Genomic DNA, 15,827 nt, shown 5'->3' with positions numbered 1-15,827 from the left:
TCCGCCGAATATCTCCGGCCCGTGCAATACGGAGTATCGCCTGCGGTCGGCGGCGCGATATCTGGCCAATAAGCCGCCGACCTAGCGTCTTGTTCGCTCAGGGACAGCACCGAGTAATGACAACCGGCAGGGCCACAAAGGAGGTTGCGGTGTGATGGCTGCGGACCGCGTATTCTGGCAAAGAGTTCTCGGCGGCGGGTACACCCCTTTGCCCCGGTGGTCGAGGATTCCGGCGGCCCCATCTGCCGTTCGTCGCACCGCGATACCCGCCGGCACCGCCGATGCACTGCATCTCCTCGCGGAACGGCAGGGCCTTTCTCCGGACACCCTGCTGCTGACCGCATATGTCCGCGTGCTGGCGGCGGTAACGGGCGACTCTTCGGTGGTGACCGGATATCTGCCCGAAGAAGGCCAGGAGAAAAGCCCGTTGCCCCTGTGGGCCGCGCTTTCCGAGGGCTCGTGGGCGGAACTCGTCACCGCTGTCGCAGAGCTGGCGGCCGGGACCCGGCGGCACTCACTGCGGGCCCTGGACGAGCTGCGCGCCGAGACCGGACGGACGGAGCCGCTGTTCGACACCGTTCTGGTGGCCGGGCGGGCCGCCGTCACCGAGGACCTGACAGCCGGCACCGTGCTCGCCGCCGGCCTCGCCCGGACCGGGGACCGCCTGGAACTGGTGCTGAGCCACCGCCCCGACGCACTGGACGGCGAGCAGGCCGACCGGTTCGCGGGCTATCTGCTCGCCGCGCTGTCCGAGCTGGCCGAGCGGCCCGAGGCGCACCACCAGGAGTGGAGCCCGGTGTCACCGCGCGAGGCGGCGCAGCAGCTGGCGGAGTTCGCGGGCCCACACCGGGAGCTGCCCGACCGCCGGGTGCACGAACTCTTCGAGGACCAGGTGCGGTGGCGCCCGGACGACATCGCCGCCGTCCACGGCACGGAGTCCTGGAGCTACCGGGAGCTCAATGAGCGCGCCAACCGCGTCGCCCATGCGCTGCGCCGCGGCGGGCTGCACGACGAGGACGTCATCGCGGTGGTCACCGAACGCACTCTTCAGTGGCTGGTCGCCGTGCTGGCCGTGTTCAAGGCCGGCGGGGTCTATCTGCCGGTGGAGCCGCACTTCCCGGCCGACCGGATCAGCGGCATGCTGGTGCGCGCGGACTGCCGCCAGGTGCTGACCGAACGGGACGCCTCCCCGGGCCTGACGGAGGCCCTGGCCGGGCTGCCCGGCGTGCGCGCCGACCATCTGGACACCCTGCTCGCCGAGGACCACCCGGTCACCGACCCCGGTATCCCGGTGGCCGCCGGCCAGAGCGCGTACATCTACTTCACCTCCGGTTCGACCGGTGCGCCCAAGGGCGCGGTGTGCGAGCACGCGGGCTTCCTCAACCATCTGCTCGCCAAGATCGACGACCTGGAGATCACCGAGGGCCGGGTGGTCGCGCAGACCGCGCCGCAGTGCTTCGACATCTCCCTGTGGCAGCTGGTGGCCGCACTGGCCGTCGGCGGACGCACCCTCATCATCGGGCAGCCGGACATCCTGGACACCGCGCGCTTCATCGAGACGCTCGCCACCGGCGGTGTCGAGGTCCTCCAGGCCGTGCCCTCCTATCTCGAAGTGGTGCTGACGGAGCTGGAGCGCAGCCCCCGCACGCTGCCCCGGCTGCGCCATGTGTCGGCGACCGGCGAAGCGCTCAAGAAGGAGCTGGTGGAGCGCTGGTTCGCCACGTTCCCCGGCGTCGCGCTGGTCAATGCGTACGGCCTGACCGAAACGTCCGACGACACCAACCACGAGGTGATGCGCCGGGTGCCCGAACAGGCCTCGGTGCCGCTGGGCAAGCCCGTCGCCAATGTGCGGATCCATGTGGTCGACGAGCAGCTGCGGCTGGTGCCGCTCGGCTCCCCGGGCGAGATCCTGTTCTCCGGCGTCTGCGTCGGACGGGGCTATGTCAATGACGAGGAGCGCACCCGGGCCGCGTTCATGCCCGATCCGCTGCTGCCCGGTGAACGGATGTACCGCTCGGGCGACTTCGGCCGGTGGCTGCCGGACGGCCGGCTGGAGTTCCTCGGCCGCCGCGACGCCCAGGTCAAGATCCGGGGCTTCCGGATCGAGATCGGCGAGGTGGAGAACCAGCTGCTCCGGGTGGACGGGGTGCGGGACAGCGCCGTCGTCGTCACGGGCGAGGGCGAGAGCCGGCAGCTGGTGGCCTTCCACAGCGGCGAGGAGCTGTCCGACGACGCGCTCCTTACGTCGCTCGGGGCGGCGCTGCCCGGCTACATGATCCCCAGCCGGTTCCGCCGGCTCGACGTGCTGCCGCTGACCGCCAACGGCAAGATCGACCGCAAGGCGCTGACCCGGCTCGCCGGGCAGGAGGAGTCCGCGGGCGACGGCGTGGAGCTGCGCACCGACACCGAGCGGCGGCTCGCACAGCTGTGGTCCCAGGTCCTGAAGGTGCCGGCCGGCCGGATCGGCCGTGCCGCCCATTTCTTCGACAGCGGCGGGACCTCGCTGTCCATGCTGCGGCTGGCGATCGCGCTCGACCGTGTGGTGACGCCCGTCGAACTCCAGCAGCACCCGGTTCTCGCGGAATGTGCGGCGTTGCTCGACCGCCGGGCCGCCGAGGCTCCGAATCCAGGAAGGCAGCCAGTTGACAGCCACGTGTGACGGCACGGCCGTCCCCGAAACCCTCGGTGACGGCGCCGAGTTGATCCTCGGCGAAGGCCGGACCCCGGTCCTGGGGGTGACCGGCCCGGACCTCCCCGGCGAGACCGTGCGCTCCCTGGTCGACCGGCACGGCGCCCTGCTGGTCCGGGGCCTGGGCCTGGCGGCGCCCGCCGATCTGGGCCGGGCCGCGCAGGCGCTCGGGGTGACACCGATGACCGAGCGGGAGGGCTTCACCGGCCGGACCGACTTCGGCGACGGCGTGTACGGCGCCTCGGAGTGGCCGGCCGACGAGCCGATGTGCATGCACCACGAGCGGAGTTACGGCGACGAGGTGCCCGGCATCGCCCTGTTCGGCTGTCTGACGGCGCCCCGCACCGGCGGCGCCACCGCCGTGGCCGACGCCCGGACGGTGCTGGCGAAGCTGCCCGCCGGCCTCGTGGAGCGCTTCGCCCGCGACGGCTGGCGGCTGGCCCGCAACTACCGTGACATCGGGGTGAGCTGGGCCGAATCGTTCGGCACCCAGGACGCCGCGCAGGTCGACGCGTACTGCCGTGCGCACGCCCTGGACCACGAGTGGCTGCCGGACGGCTCGCTGCGCACCGTCCAGCACCGCGCGGCGGTGGTGCGCCACCCCGCCACCGGCGAGCGGCTCTGGTTCAACCAGATCGCCTTCCTCAACGAGCTGACCATGGACCCGGCGGTACGGGAGTACCTGGTGTCCCTGTACGGGCCGGACTCCCTGCCGTTCACCACCTTCCACGGCGACGGTGAGCCCGTCGCGGCGCAGACCGTCGAGACCATCAACGAGGTGTACACGGCGGCGACCGTCCGGGAGCCGTGGCAGGCGGGCGATCTGCTCGTCGTCGACAACCTGCGGATGGCCCACAGCCGCGAGTCCTACGAGGGCGACCGCGAGATCGTGGCGCTCTTCGGCGACCCGGTGCGCCTCGACGGGCACGTCCTGCCCTCCGCCACCTAGGAGGCCGGGCAGGCCCGGAAGACACGCCCCAGGTCCCTCTTCTCTTCTACGGTTCCACGGAGCTTCACATGCCCCAGCAGCACGCTGCGCCTTCGTTCTCCGTCATCTCCGGAGCCCAGGTGCACCGGGTCCTCGACGCGCACCACCAGGGCGTCGTCGACCTGATCGAGACGGCCTACCGGCTGCACGGCGGAGGCGAGACGGTGAACCCGCCGTCGTACTTCCTCCGCTTCCCCGACCGCCCGTCCTCCCGGATCATCGCGCTGCCCGCCTCGATCGGCGGTGAGCTGCCCACGGACGGCCTGAAGTGGATCTCCAGCTTCCCGGAGAACGTCGAGGCCGGCATCCCGCGCGCCTCGGCGGTGCTCATCCTCAACGACCACGACACCGGCTATCCGCTGGCGTGTCTGGAGAGTTCCATCATCAGCGCCGCGCGCACCGCGGCCTCCGCGGCGCTCGCCGCCGACCGGATCTCCGCCGCGCGCGGCACCCGGCCGGCCCGGATCGGGTTCTTCGGCGTCGGACTGATCGCCCGCTACCTCCACACCTATCTGGCGCGCACCGGCTGGCAGTTCGACGGGATCGGGGTGCACGACCTGTCGGCGGAGCACGCGGGCGGGTTCGCCGACTACCTCCGCCAGTCCGGCGAGTCCGGCCGGGTCACCGTGCACGAGTCCGCCGAGGAGCTGATCCGCTCCTGCGACCTCGTGGTCTTCGCCACCGTCGCCGGCACCCCGCATGTCACCGAGCCCGGCTGGTTCGCGCACAACCCGCTGGTACTGCATGTCTCGCTGCGCGATCTGTCGCCCGAGGTGGTGCTCGGCGCGGCCAACATCGTGGACGACGTGGAGCACTGCCTGAAGGCGGACACCTCGGTGCACCTGGCGGAACAGCGGGTGGGCCACCGGGACTTCCTCGACGGCACGCTCCATGACGTCCTCACGGGGAAGGTGCAGCCGCCGGCCGACCGGCCGGTGATCTTCTCCCCGTTCGGCCTGGGAGTGCTGGATCTGGCACTCGGCAGGCATGTCTATGAATCCGTGAAGGAATCGGGCGAGTTGCAGGTCGTCGACGATTTCTTTCACGAGATGCGCCGTTACGGCTAGGGCGGGAGGCACCCGTGCCGACTATTTCGGCTCCGCAGGAATTCAACGAGGAAGACCTGTACGTCGATCTCGACGCCGTACTCGGTATCCCACTCCACCTCAAGTGCGAGGGCTTCAACTTCACCGGATCGGTGAAGCAGAAGGCCGCGCTGGAAATGGTCGAGGCCGCGGAGGAGGCCGGGACGCTGACCCCCGGTTCGATCCTGGTGGAATCCTCGTCCGGCAATCTGGGCGTCGCGCTGAGCGTCATCGCGGCCAGCAAGGGATACCGCTTCCTCTGCGTCACCGACTCCCGGTGCAATCTGGCCTCCAAGCGTCTGATGGAGGCGCTCGGCGCCACCGTCCACACCATCGCGGAGCCCGCCGCCGACGGGGGCTTCCTCGGTGCGCGGATCGCCTACGTGCGCCAGCTGTGCGAGGAGGACGCGCGGTACGTCTGGCTCAACCAGTACGTCAACTCCGCCAACTGGCGGGCGCATTACCGGTACACGGCCCCCAGCATCCACCGGAGCCACCCCGAGCTGGACGTCCTCTTCGTCGGGGCCGGGACCACCGGGACCCTCATGGGCTGCGCCCGCTGGTACAAGGAGCACCGGCCGGAGGTCCGCATCGTGGCCGTCGACAGTGTCGGCTCCGTCGCCTTCGGCCACCCGCCGTCCCCCCGGATGATCCCGGGCCTGGGGTCCGGGGTCCGTCCGGCGCTGCTGGACGAGGACTACCTCGACGATGTGCTGCTCGTACCGGAACCCGACACCGTGCGCATGTGCCACCGGCTGGCCGGGCGCGGCTTCCTGTTCGGCGGCTCCACCGGGACGGTCGTCAGCGGCGCCGACCGGTGGCTGACGGAGCACGGCCGGCCGGCGGGGCTCTCCTCGGTCGCCATCTCGCCCGATATGGGCGAGCGCTATCTCGACACCGTTTACCACACCAACTGGGTGCAGGGCGTCTACGGCGAGGACACGCTCGGGCCCGCGCACCCCAGCCATGAGACGAGAGAGGCAATACGATGACCAACCCGTTCGAGGACACCGAGGGCCGCTACCTGGCCCTGGTCAACGACGAGGGCCAGTACTCCCTCTGGCCGGCGTTCGCCGAGGTCCCGGACGGCTGGAAGGCCGCCCTGCCCGAGACCGGCCGCGCCGAGGCCCTGGAGTACATCGCCGCACAGTGGACCGATATGCGTCCGCTGAGTCTCGTCCGTGCGATGGAGGACGCCGCCGACACCCGGAAGGCGGCCTCCTGATGACCGTGACACTCGACACCGGGGCGGCGGCGCGGGTCGCGTCGCTGACCCCGGACGAATCCGTGGACGCGGAGCGGACCGCCCGCCGGGTGATGGCGTCCGGCGGTGCCCTGGTCGACAGCGCCGGCTGGGTCGGTGCCGCGCGTTCGGGCTGGTCGGAGCTGCCGCTCGGGCTGCGCCGGCCGCTGCACGAGTTCCGCCGCGACTCCGGGCGCAGCGGGGTACTGCTGCTGCGCGGGCTGCCGGTGGACGAGGCCGCGCTGCCCGACACCCCGTCCGGCGCCGGTTCCGTGCAGCGTGCGGGCTCGGTCTCCGCCGCGATGCTGACGATGGTGGCCTGTGGTCTCGGCGACCCGGCCGCCTTCCGGCCGGAGAAGACCGGCGCCCTGGTCCAGGACGTGGTGCCGGTACCGGGGAAGGAGGCGTTCCAGGGGAACGCGGGCTCGGTCCTGCTGACCTTCCACAACGAGAACGCCTTCCATCCGCACCGCCCCGACTTCGTCATGCTGCTGTGCCTGCGCGCCGACCACGAGAAGGTCGCCGCACTGCGCACCGCCGGTATCCGCGGGGCGATGCCGCTGCTGAGCGAGGAGACCCGCGCGGCGCTGGCCGCACCGGAGTTCGTCACCGCGCCACCGCCGTCCTTCGGGGCGTCCGACGGCGGCACCGAACCGCACCCGGTGATCTTCGGGGCGCCCGAGGACCCGGATCTGCGGGTCGACTTCGCGGCCACCCGGCCGGTCACCGACCGGGCACGCCGGGCGCTCGACGAGCTCGGGGACGCCTTCGAGCGGACCGGGCAGAGCACGGTGCTCGCCCCGGGCGATCTGGCGATCGTGGACAACCGGGTCACCACCCACGGGCGCAGCGCCTTCCGGCCGCGCTACGACGGCCGCGACCGCTGGCTGCAGCGCACGTTCGTCCTCACCGATCTGCGCCGCTCCCGCGGATCCCGGTCCGGAGACGGTTACGTCCTTGACTGACAGCCTCCGTACCGCAACTCCCGAAAGGACCTGGAGTTCATGACCCCTGCCATCCGGATCGAGAATCTGGCGAAGAACTTCGGCAGTACGGCCGCGATCCGGGGGGTCAGCCTGGAGGTTCCGGCCGGCCGCGTGCTCGGTCTGCTGGGTCCCAACGGCGCCGGCAAGACCACGCTGGTGCGCATGGTCGCCACGCTCGTCCGACCGGACAGCGGGCGCATCCTGGTGCACGGGCACGATGTCGTGCGCGAGGCCACCCGGGTGCGCCCGCTGATCGGACTCACCGGCCAGTACGCCTCGGTGGACGAGGACATCTCGGGCTGGGAGAACCTCTATCTCATCGCCCGGCTGTTCAACCTGCGCGGGCGCAAGGCCCGCGCCCGCGCCGACGAGATGCTGGAACGCTTCAGTCTGACCGAGGCCGGCAAACGGCCCGTCGGCGGCTACTCGGGCGGGATGCGCCGGCGGCTCGACCTGGCGGCCAGCCTCACCGGCGACCCCCGCGTCCTGGTCCTCGACGAACCCACCACGGGCCTCGATCCGCACAGCCGCAACAGCCTCTGGGCGGAGGTGAACCGGCTCGCCGAGCAGGGCACCACCGTGCTCCTCACCACCCAGTACATGGAGGAGGCGGAGGCGCTGGCCGACTCCCTGGTGGTGATCGACAGCGGCCGGGTCATCGCGTCGGGCTCCACCGCCGAGCTGCGCGCCCGCCTGGGCGGCCAGATGCTCCGCATCCAGCCCGAGGAGCCCGGCGACCTGGCGCGGATCCACCAGGTCCTGGTGGCCGCGGGCCACACCGAAGCCACCGTCCTGGCGGGCGAGGGACGCCTCCAACTACCGCTGACCGGCGGCGGAAGCCAACTCACCGCGGTGGTCAGAGCCCTCGGCGAGACGGATATCCCGCTCGCCTCACTGGACACCCACATTCCGAGCCTTGACGAGGTCTTCCTCAAGCTCACCGGACCCGCGGCCAGGGAACCCGTCGCCGCTAGGAGCGCGGCATGAGTTCACTGGTACGTCACTCGCTGGCGCTGTCGCGCCGCAATCTGCGCAAGTCCCTCGCCAGTCCGGGTCAGGTCCTGGACACCGCCCTGATGCCGGTCGTCCTCTCCGTCATCTTCATCTACTCCTTCGGCGGCGCGATCGCCGGGAACAGCGCGGACTACCGGCAGTATCTGATGCCGGGAATCATGGCCCTGAACCACACCATCGTCTCCCGCACCGCGGGCATCGCGCTCAACACCGACTTCTCCTCCGGGGTGATGGACCGCTACCGGTCAATGCCCGTCGCCCGCTCCGCCGTCCTCATCGGCCGGGTCTCGGCAGACTCGGTACGGCTGCTGATCAGCCAGCTCGCGGTGTTCGCGTTCGCCCTGCTCATCGGCTTCCGCGCGGACAACGGCCTGCTGCCCACCCTCGCCGCCTTCGGTCTCCTTCTGCTGTACGGGATCGCGCTGTGCTGGGTGAACGCCTTCATCGGCCTGGCCGCCCGGAGCATCGACACGGTGCAGAGCGTGAGCACCATCGCCATGCTCCCGCTCCAGTTCGGCAGTTCGGTGTTCGTCGCGCCCGACACCATGCCCAGCTGGCTGCGGATCTTCGTCGAGCACAACCCGATGACCCTGGTCGTCGACGCGTCCCGCAACCTGATGATCGGCGGCCCCGTCGCGGCCTCCGCCCAGGGCGCCCTGCTGTGGATCGCCGGGCTGATCGCGGTGTTTCTGCCGCTGTCGGTGTGGAAGTACCGGGCCCGGACGTGACCGGGAGCGGACGGGCGTCGTCGGTCAGCGGCCGGCGACGGCCGGTCCGCTCTTCTGGAGCATCACGGCCGGCAGCCGGATGATCGTCTCCCGGACCCATCGGACTGCTCGCAGATTCACCTGAGCCCACACCTGCACCGCCGCCCCCGAAGCCACCAACCCGAGCCGAACTCGAACGAAGGGTTAAGGAACTGGAGAAGGAGAACGAACGTCTTCGCACTAAGCGCGGCGGCTGAATGTACTCGCGCGACGGCGCCCGGTCCGTAGAACCCCATGGCCCTCCCCGCCCTGCCTCAGGACAGCAGGGGAACATGGCCACGGGCCCAGAGCCGGTCAGGATGGAAGGGCCACGTCCAGGTACTCCTGCACCGACTCGAACAGCCCGTACGGCACGTACTCGGGGATCTCTTCGTGGGCGACCCAGGCCAGCTCGGCGAGTTCCTCGGTGTCCGCGACGTGGGCGGTACCGCCCAACACGGCGCACGCGGTGTACGACATCAGCCGGCCCGTCTTCGGGTGTACCCGCTCGCCGAGCAGCTTCACCGCCGCCACGATCAGCCCGGTCTCCTCCCGGGTCTCCCGCACAGCGGCGTCCTCGCGGGCCTCGCCGGGCTCGACCTCTCCGGCCGGAAACTGCCAGGAGAGTTGTCCCTCGCTGACACGGCGGCGCACCATCAGTACACGCCCCTCGTTCACCACAATGGCTGCGGCGATGCCCGGACGCTCGTCCGTGTTCTGGTGCGTCACGTCTGCTCCTCCAGGACGGCCAGGGTGGGTAGGAAGATCGTATCGACGGGGATGAAGCGGGGCACCGTCTTTCTGGGTACCCACATGACGTCGATGTTCTCGGCCGCGTCGCTGTTGGTGGCCTCGCCAGCCAGGTACTCGCACAGGAAGTACTCGCACAACACGCCGGTGACGGGATGGAGCCTGTCCCCGAGGTGCTGCCGGACCGCGCAGTGGACACCCGTCTCATCCAAGGTCTCCCGCACAGTGGTGCTCTCCGCCTTCCCTCCCGGCTTGATGACACCGGCCGGGAACTGCCACGTAATCCCAGCAGCGTCGTCATCTCGTCGGCACACCAGGAGGACGTCGCCTTCGCGGACGACCACCGCGATGGCCACCCGCAGCGCCTGTGCGCCGGGGGGCGGCGAGTCCGCTGGGACCCGTTCCTTCGCCAGTAGGAGGGCGAAGCGCTGTCGCGCAGCCGGAGGAGCCTGCTCATGAGCTGTGTCGAGAAGCTGTTGCATCTCTCTGCGGGGCACAACGGAGGCGTCGGAGTGCCAGGCGGCCACCGTCCTCACGGCGATGCCCAGGCGGGCGGCGAACTGTTCGTTGCCGAGCCGTAGGGCGGACTGCAGCAGGCAGGCGTACCGGCCGCTCCAGCGCTCGATCACGTCCATAAGAACTGCCCCTCGTCGCTGCCCCGGTGCAGGAATCCGCGCGCCGAAAGTGCACTCCCACTGCACTGGCACTTCATGGTCGCGCGAGAAGAGCCTCGGGAGAATCGGAGTCACCAGGGGCCAAGCAAGCACCCGCCGAACGCTCAGTCCCTGGGAGACATAGGAGAGGCGCGAATGCGCCGGACGACCACAGGGAGATTCTAGGTGCCTATCCCGAGCGGATAACGGAGACAGAGAAATTGGCCGAATCAGTCCTCTTGATCGGTTGATCGACCACACCAACCAGCGTTCACCCGTCCGTGGCATTGCCCGCCCGCCCGAACCGCCCTGCCGACGCCGGTAACCTCAGCAGCTACGGCTGATAGGCCGTCATGTTCGTTTGCTAGCAAGGCGAAAGGGAGCCAATGCCCGAGGTTCAGGCACACAATGTCGAGCGCACGCTCGTCCTGCTCAAGCCCGATGCGCTGGCGCGTGGCCTGGCAGGAAGAATCATCACGCGGTTCGAGGACGCCGCGCTGAAGATCGTCGGCACGAAGATGAAGTGGATGGACGAGGAGTTCACCCGTCGGCACTACTTCGACCTTGAGGAGCGGCTGGGTTCGGAGGTCTACAACGTCACGTCGACGTTCATGCAGCAGGGGCCGGTCATCGCCCTGGTGCTGGAGGGCTTCGATGCCATCGCTACCGTCCGCAAGATCGTCGGCAGCACCTACCCGAACCAGGCTCCGGCCGGCACGGTGCGAGGCGATCTCTCGCACTACAGCGCCGCGGCCAGCATCGCCTCGGGCAAGGCGGTCGCCAACCTCGTGCACGCCTCTGGCAACGCAGAGGAGGCCAAGCAGGAGGTGGAGCTGTGGTTCGACAAGGACGAACTGCAGGACTACAAGACGCTGGCCGAGATCTACACGTACTAGCAGCGGGTCACGGCGTCACTGCGGGGACGCCGGGGCGTTGATCACGACTGGGGCACGACCGTTTGATCCGAGAGGGCACCATGACCAACCAGACCCGCCTGGCCTCCACCGACGAGCTGGAATCGATCTTCCAGCGTGAGCTGGCGATCGACCGGTGGGCAGCCACCGAGACCGCGTACGCCCTGGCAGTGCGCCACCGAGACCTGGGCGACTGGCCCGCGTCACAGGAGTGGGCCCAGCAGTGCCTGCGTTTGCTGGAGGGCTTCCCTAGCGAGACGGAGGAGCAGGTCGCCACCGGCCGCACGTCGGTGGGAGGCGTTCAGCTGCCGACCTACCTGCACTCGAGAGTTGTCGAGAAGCGCTTCGGCACGCTCGGCTGACACCCACAGATCCACTGGGGTGATGCGGCAGGCCCCCCGTATCGGCCGCATCACCCCTGCTTGACCACCAACCCCATAGCGATCACCCCACCGGACAGGCCCCTCGCGGCAGGGTCCGGCTAACTTCGCCATGCCTGAAACGAGGAGGCAACAGCCCCGTGGCCGTCGAGATCGAGATGCGCGCCCGTTTTACCAAGGAGGCCCACGACCAGCTCGTCACCCGCCTGAAGGCGGACGGGGAGGATCTGGGCCCCGACGACAAGCACATCTACTTCTACGTGCTCCCCGACCAGCTCCTGAAGGTCACCGACAACACCGCTGCCGGCACCGCCAAGATCACACTCAAGGGGAGCAAGATCGGGCAGGGGGCGGCCTTCGCGGAGACCGAGTTCGCCATCGCACCCGCTGACGTCCCCGCCGCGGTGAAGGTGGTCAATGCCCTCGGGTTCGAGGCGGCGATGCACGAGGCGTTCAACTTCCGTCACAACTTCCGCTTCGACGGTGTCGAGATCGCGGTCAAGTGGAGTGAGGCGTGGGGCTACCACGCCGAGTTCGAGGTCTTGTTGGAGGACGGCGCATCGGACGCCGCCCGCGCCGAGGCAGAGGCCAAGATCACGGACATCGCCACGGCGTTCGGCGTGACCTTGATGACGGAGCAAGAGCTGGCCGACTTCACGGCCGCCTTCGAGGCCGCTGAGAAGGAACGCAAGGAGCGCGAGCAGCAGGCCGCGCCGATCCGGTAGGGAGCAATCACCGCGGAGACCACCAAGGGGGTGGGCACGAGTGAGCACGACCCCGTTAGCCGCAAGTCTGATCGACCTGGCTGCCCGACAGCAGCTCCCGCTCCACCAGCACATGGACCACGCCACGATCGCGTGGATCAGCCAGCACAGGCCCGAACTTCCGCAGACGCCGGTGCCGGTCTTGCGCTTGCAGTCGAAGGAACTGCTCGCGCATGGCGGACTGCCCACCCGGTGGTGGGCCGACCCGCGCCTGTACACGTCGCTCCACGGTGTCCGGCACGCCGTGAGGACGGCGGCGCTCGCCGCCGTCCTCGCCGAGGCGAACGACCTCGATGACGCCGACGCCGCCACAGCGACCCTCGCCGCCGCCGTACACGACTGCCAGCGGCGCCACGACAAGGATGACCACGGACATGGCGCCCGCGCGGCCATCTGGCTCGCCGCCAACGCCGACACCGTATGGGGCCACTTCAACCTCACCGCCACACCACGGAGCATCGTGCAGGCTGCCACCGCCATCCGTCTGCACGACATCCCGTACGAGGCGTTCACCTCAAACGACAAGACCGACCATGCCCGGGCCGAGCGCATCACCGACGTGGTCAAGGCCGCCGATGCCCTGGACCGCTACCGCCTGCCAAAGCTGAAGTGGTGGCCGGACGCCCGGTACGTTCACGAGCCCGCCTTCGACCAAATGCGCAGCCTCGCCTTCGACCTGGTGCTGATCTCGGAGCGGGCCTACCTCGCCGGGGCCGACGGCACCGCAGCCGTACGCTACGCGCTCGCCGAGAAGGGCCTGGTCTGATCATGGACTTCCTCGACGCCTACCACCTGTGGGCCGACGCCCACGCCTTCTTCGACTCCACCCTCATCCCCAGCCCCGCCGCCCAGACCGACCCCCTTGCCACCCAGGCCGCGGGCTGGGACAGACGGCTCGCCGAGGAGACCCCGAACGGCCACTTGCTTCGACAGAATGCCCTCTTCGAGGCGCTGAGCGGCAGCGGCAAGCTGCACCTGCTGCACGTCACCCACGCCCTGGAGGAGATCAGCCGGCAGGGCGTGCTCTACCCATCGGGTGGCTGCCTCGTAGGAAGCATCTACTGTGCGCCGCTCACCGCGACCGACCAGGGCTTCCGCATGCACAATCTCGGCGCCTACGTCCTGACCAAGGAAGCGCCGACCTTCCTGGCCAAGCTCGGCGTCACCGATCGCGTCCCCACCCCGCTGATCTTCGAAATCGACACCCCGCCGCAGGCGTACCGCGGTCTAGCTGGCGTGGACTACCTGCGGCTGGGCCTTATCCACCTGCAGATCTACAGCCACCTCGAATACCTGCTGAGCAAGAACGAACGGCACCAGCTACGCGAGACCGTCGTCAGCCGGGTCAAGAACTCGGCCGCGTTCCTCGCCACCGCTGCCGCCGTCGCCTACCAGGGCATCCAAGTCGGCGCCGAGCCGTTCCTCAAGCTGCTCGACGAGACGATCCCCCGCCTCCCGATCCTCGGCTACCTGTACTTCGAAGCGGTCGCCGAGTACCTGATGCTCCACTCGACTTCCCACCACACCCGGCGCCTGGCCGAACTGGGCGAGCTGAACAATTGGCTGTACAAGGAGATGCTGTTCGCCTCCTTCCCCGCCATGGCCGGCAAGTTCGACCTCGCAAGGTTCCGTTCCTGCCCGATGCAGCTGGCCGCGCTTATCCACCGAGTCGACCCGACCATCGACACCAGCCATGCGAACGCTTACCTGGTCGAGCGGATTAGCTACCTCGTCGCCGCCCGCCTCTTCGCACCCGGCGATGCCCCCGAAGCCTGGCACCACACGCGCTGGGAGTTCGACTCCCTGGCTACCCAGCTCGGACCGCTCCTGGGCCACCTCATCCACCGGGAGCTGCGCACCTTCGGCCGTTACCCCGACTTCTACTTCTACTTCGACCAGTACAAGGCGCTGCAAGCCTGGAACTACTGGAACCATATGGACATCGTCGCCCCGTTCAACGGCACGATGCCCAAGGGGGAGATCGGCATCAACCCTGCCTACCCCAACCTCGACTACCGCGTCTGGCGCGCAAAGCAGGACGATGCCGGCCACCTCCATCCGGCCGAAGAGCTCTCGCTGACCATGGCCCCGCGGCTGGTGGACATCAAGTACACCCTGATGCGCAACAACCAGTGGACCGCCCCCGCGCCCAGCGTCGCCTGATCATCGTCGCCGCCATCCGCGGCCGCACCCCACCCTGAGCAACCTCACACGCAGGAGACCCGTGATGAGCCCCTCCGGCATGCCCTCCGTCGACCTCCTTGGCGAGCAGATCAACGCTGTCCTCGCCGACCCCGCCACCACCCACGGCCTCGCCCGCACGCTCCGGGCCGCCGCCAAGGAGATCGAACTCCACCGCTACCACCACGCCAGCCGACGCGCCTGGCCCAACGGCCGGATCGACGACAAGCCCGCCAAGGTCCAGATCGGCGGCGGGGCCCACCGCGTCGACGGCTTCTTCAACATCGACCTCGTCCCGCCGGCCGACCTCCTCTGGGACATCCGCGAGGGCATCCCCCTCCAGGACGACAGCACCGACGAGATCTTCTCCGAGCACTTCCTGGAGCACATCGACTACCCGCACTCGGCAAAGCACTACGTCCGCGAGGCCCACCGCGTCCTCGTGCCCGGTGGCCGGATCATCACCGGCGTTCCCGACGCCGCCTTCGCTCTGAACCAGTACCCCGGCCACCTGAACGTCACCGATGAGACGATCGAGCGCTGGTACGCCAAGCGTGACTGCCGCTGCGACATCAACACGCGGCTCGACCTCGTGAACCTCGTCTTCCGCGACCAGGACGACGACCCCACGTACACCCCGCACCTGTGGGCGTACGACCACGAGAAGCTCGTCCAGCTGTTTACCGAGGTCGGTTTTACCACCGTCGAGCCGTGGACCTTCGACCCCGCCATGGCCAACCCGAAGCGCCGCTGGGGCAGCGTCTACGTCGTCGCCACGAAGTAGTCCCTCAATCAGCCCGTCATCCCGCCACGACGCCAGGCACCCGCCCGGCCACGCCGCCGAGGGAGCCACCCGCATGAGCCAGGTCCCCCCGTCCATCAGCGAACTTACCCTCAGTGCCACTCCCAACGCCGTCGCCTGGGCACGCCGCCACACCGTCGACATCCTCCAGCGCTGGCACTTCCCCGCCCAGGGCATCGAGGTCGCCCGACTCCTCATCTCAGAGCTGGCCACCAACGCGATCCAGCACGCCCGCCCGGCGGCACAGTCCGCCACCACGAGCGTCGAATCCGTTTCCACCGGCACGATCGTTCTCAGGCTCTGGCCCACTAACTGTGGCGTCCTTATCTCAATCAGCGACCACGATCCTCGGCCACCAACGCCCCGTGCCAGCGACAGCAACGCAACCGGAGGCCGCGGACTGCTCCTCACCGAGGCCATGGCCAACCGCTGGGGCTACTACCCGACCCAGGTGCACCCGGGAAAGATCGTCTGGGCCGAAGTGCCCACCCACCCGACGGCGGCACTCAGCGAACCTGGTGTCGGCAGTCCGGAGATCACCCCGCTCATGATGGGGCAGGTACTCACAGCGCTTCGCGATCTGTAGCCGCACCGCTTGACTACCCTCGGGGCGCTCCGATGCCCATGGCGAG

General features: G+C 69.3%; 17 protein-coding genes. 15 read left to right on the top strand and 2 right to left on the bottom strand.

What is annotated here, in order from left to right; genetic code table 11:
• Nucleotides 1-154: 154 nt before the first annotated feature.
• The 8 genes from AB0C46_RS04965 (at nt 155) to AB0C46_RS04930 (ending at nt 8,733) form a co-directional block, all read left to right on the top strand.
• Nucleotides 155-2,659, top strand: a complete 2,505-nt coding sequence (locus AB0C46_RS04965; protein WP_362825718.1) for an amino acid adenylation domain-containing protein — start codon at nt 155-157, stop codon at nt 2,657-2,659.
• Nucleotides 2,643-3,638: a TauD/TfdA family dioxygenase gene (locus AB0C46_RS04960; RefSeq protein WP_362825717.1), complete on the top strand. Its 996-nt coding sequence runs from the start codon at nt 2,643-2,645 to the stop codon at nt 3,636-3,638. Before AB0C46_RS04965 ends, AB0C46_RS04960 begins: the two co-directional genes overlap by 17 nt.
• A 68-nt stretch (nt 3,639-3,706) precedes the next feature.
• Nucleotides 3,707-4,744, top strand: a complete 1,038-nt coding sequence (sbnB, locus tag AB0C46_RS04955) for a 2,3-diaminopropionate biosynthesis protein SbnB (protein ID WP_362825715.1) — start codon at nt 3,707-3,709, stop codon at nt 4,742-4,744.
• A gap of 14 nt (nt 4,745-4,758) precedes the next feature.
• Nucleotides 4,759-5,754, top strand: coding sequence for a 2,3-diaminopropionate biosynthesis protein SbnA (gene sbnA, locus AB0C46_RS04950; protein WP_362825713.1), 996 nt, complete (start codon nt 4,759-4,761; stop codon nt 5,752-5,754).
• On the top strand, nt 5,751-5,987 hold the full coding sequence (locus tag AB0C46_RS04945) for an MbtH family protein (protein WP_362825711.1): 237 nt from the start codon (nt 5,751-5,753) through the stop codon (nt 5,985-5,987). Before sbnA ends, AB0C46_RS04945 begins: the two co-directional genes overlap by 4 nt.
• On the top strand, nt 5,987-6,970 hold the full coding sequence (locus tag AB0C46_RS04940; RefSeq protein WP_362825710.1) for a clavaminate synthase family protein: 984 nt from the start codon (nt 5,987-5,989) through the stop codon (nt 6,968-6,970). The genes AB0C46_RS04945 and AB0C46_RS04940 overlap by 1 nt, the downstream gene beginning before the upstream one ends.
• A gap of 39 nt (nt 6,971-7,009) precedes the next feature.
• The gene (locus tag AB0C46_RS04935; RefSeq protein WP_362825708.1) at nt 7,010-7,978 is read left to right on the top strand and encodes an ATP-binding cassette domain-containing protein; all 969 of its coding nucleotides are present in this window, start codon (nt 7,010-7,012) and stop codon (nt 7,976-7,978) included.
• Complete coding sequence (locus AB0C46_RS04930; RefSeq protein WP_362825706.1) at nt 7,975-8,733, top strand: ABC transporter permease; 759 nt, start codon at nt 7,975-7,977, stop codon at nt 8,731-8,733. Before AB0C46_RS04935 ends, AB0C46_RS04930 begins: the two co-directional genes overlap by 4 nt.
• Before the next feature lie 333 nt (nt 8,734-9,066).
• Here AB0C46_RS04930 and AB0C46_RS04925 read toward each other — a convergent pair whose 3' ends face one another.
• A complete protein-coding gene (locus tag AB0C46_RS04925; protein WP_362825705.1) occupies nt 9,067-9,480 on the bottom strand; it encodes an NUDIX hydrolase in 414 nt (137 codons plus the stop codon).
• Complete coding sequence (locus AB0C46_RS04920; RefSeq protein ID WP_362825704.1) at nt 9,477-10,136, bottom strand: NUDIX hydrolase; 660 nt, start codon at nt 10,134-10,136, stop codon at nt 9,477-9,479. The genes AB0C46_RS04925 and AB0C46_RS04920 overlap by 4 nt, the downstream gene beginning before the upstream one ends.
• Nucleotides 10,137-10,540: 404 nt before the next feature.
• On the opposite strand from AB0C46_RS04920, the gene AB0C46_RS04915 reads away from it, so the two are divergent.
• The 7 genes from AB0C46_RS04915 to AB0C46_RS04885 all read left to right on the top strand — a co-directional run bounded on the left by AB0C46_RS04915 (nt 10,541) and on the right by AB0C46_RS04885 (nt 15,781).
• Nucleotides 10,541-11,050, top strand: a complete 510-nt coding sequence (locus AB0C46_RS04915) for a nucleoside-diphosphate kinase (protein ID WP_362825703.1) — start codon at nt 10,541-10,543, stop codon at nt 11,048-11,050.
• A gap of 80 nt (nt 11,051-11,130) precedes the next feature.
• On the top strand, nt 11,131-11,430 hold the full coding sequence (locus AB0C46_RS04910; RefSeq protein ID WP_362825701.1) for a hypothetical protein: 300 nt from the start codon (nt 11,131-11,133) through the stop codon (nt 11,428-11,430).
• A 158-nt stretch (nt 11,431-11,588) separates the two neighbouring features.
• Nucleotides 11,589-12,173, top strand: a complete 585-nt coding sequence (locus tag AB0C46_RS04905; protein WP_362825700.1) for a hypothetical protein — start codon at nt 11,589-11,591, stop codon at nt 12,171-12,173.
• 40 nt (nt 12,174-12,213) lie between these two features.
• Entirely contained in the window at nt 12,214-12,978 is a 765-nt protein-coding gene (locus AB0C46_RS04900; protein WP_362825699.1) for a hypothetical protein, read from the top strand.
• A gap of 2 nt (nt 12,979-12,980) precedes the next feature.
• Nucleotides 12,981-14,375, top strand: a complete 1,395-nt coding sequence (locus AB0C46_RS04895) for a hypothetical protein (RefSeq protein ID WP_362825698.1) — start codon at nt 12,981-12,983, stop codon at nt 14,373-14,375.
• Nucleotides 14,376-14,439: 64 nt separating this feature from the next.
• A complete protein-coding gene (locus tag AB0C46_RS04890; protein WP_362825696.1) occupies nt 14,440-15,177 on the top strand; it encodes a methyltransferase domain-containing protein in 738 nt (245 codons plus the stop codon).
• 73 nt (nt 15,178-15,250) lie between these two features.
• Nucleotides 15,251-15,781 (top strand): ATP-binding protein, encoded by a 531-nt coding sequence (locus AB0C46_RS04885; protein ID WP_362825694.1) that lies wholly within the window; start codon nt 15,251-15,253, stop codon nt 15,779-15,781.
• Nucleotides 15,782-15,827 lie beyond the last annotated feature (46 nt).

Source organism: Streptomyces sp. NPDC048637, from assembly GCF_040650675.1.
Classification (GTDB): domain Bacteria; phylum Actinomycetota; class Actinomycetes; order Streptomycetales; family Streptomycetaceae; genus Streptomyces.
Note: the sequence above shows the minus strand (reverse complement) of the source record. Positions and strands in the feature narration are given on the sequence as shown.

What these genes read in the sequence shown, in the direction of transcription:
- AB0C46_RS04930 (WP_362825706.1), top strand. Translation starts at nt 7,975, where the DNA reads ATGAGTTCACTGGTACGTCACTCGCTGGCGCTGTCGCGCCGCAATCTG.
- AB0C46_RS04890 (WP_362825696.1), top strand. Translation starts at nt 14,440, where the DNA reads ATGAGCCCCTCCGGCATGCCCTCCGTCGACCTCCTTGGCGAGCAGATC.
- AB0C46_RS04885 (WP_362825694.1), top strand. Translation starts at nt 15,251, where the DNA reads ATGAGCCAGGTCCCCCCGTCCATCAGCGAACTTACCCTCAGTGCCACT.
- AB0C46_RS04935 (WP_362825708.1), top strand. Translation starts at nt 7,010, where the DNA reads ATGACCCCTGCCATCCGGATCGAGAATCTGGCGAAGAACTTCGGCAGT.
- AB0C46_RS04920 (WP_362825704.1), bottom strand. Translation starts at nt 10,136, where the DNA reads ATGGACGTGATCGAGCGCTGGAGCGGCCGGTACGCCTGCCTGCTGCAG.
- AB0C46_RS04940 (WP_362825710.1), top strand. Translation starts at nt 5,987, where the DNA reads ATGACCGTGACACTCGACACCGGGGCGGCGGCGCGGGTCGCGTCGCTG.
- sbnB (WP_362825715.1), top strand. Translation starts at nt 3,707, where the DNA reads ATGCCCCAGCAGCACGCTGCGCCTTCGTTCTCCGTCATCTCCGGAGCC.
- AB0C46_RS04965 (WP_362825718.1), top strand. Translation starts at nt 155, where the DNA reads ATGGCTGCGGACCGCGTATTCTGGCAAAGAGTTCTCGGCGGCGGGTAC.
- AB0C46_RS04910 (WP_362825701.1), top strand. Translation starts at nt 11,131, where the DNA reads ATGACCAACCAGACCCGCCTGGCCTCCACCGACGAGCTGGAATCGATC.
- AB0C46_RS04895 (WP_362825698.1), top strand. Translation starts at nt 12,981, where the DNA reads ATGGACTTCCTCGACGCCTACCACCTGTGGGCCGACGCCCACGCCTTC.
- AB0C46_RS04915 (WP_362825703.1), top strand. Translation starts at nt 10,541, where the DNA reads ATGCCCGAGGTTCAGGCACACAATGTCGAGCGCACGCTCGTCCTGCTC.
- AB0C46_RS04945 (WP_362825711.1), top strand. Translation starts at nt 5,751, where the DNA reads ATGACCAACCCGTTCGAGGACACCGAGGGCCGCTACCTGGCCCTGGTC.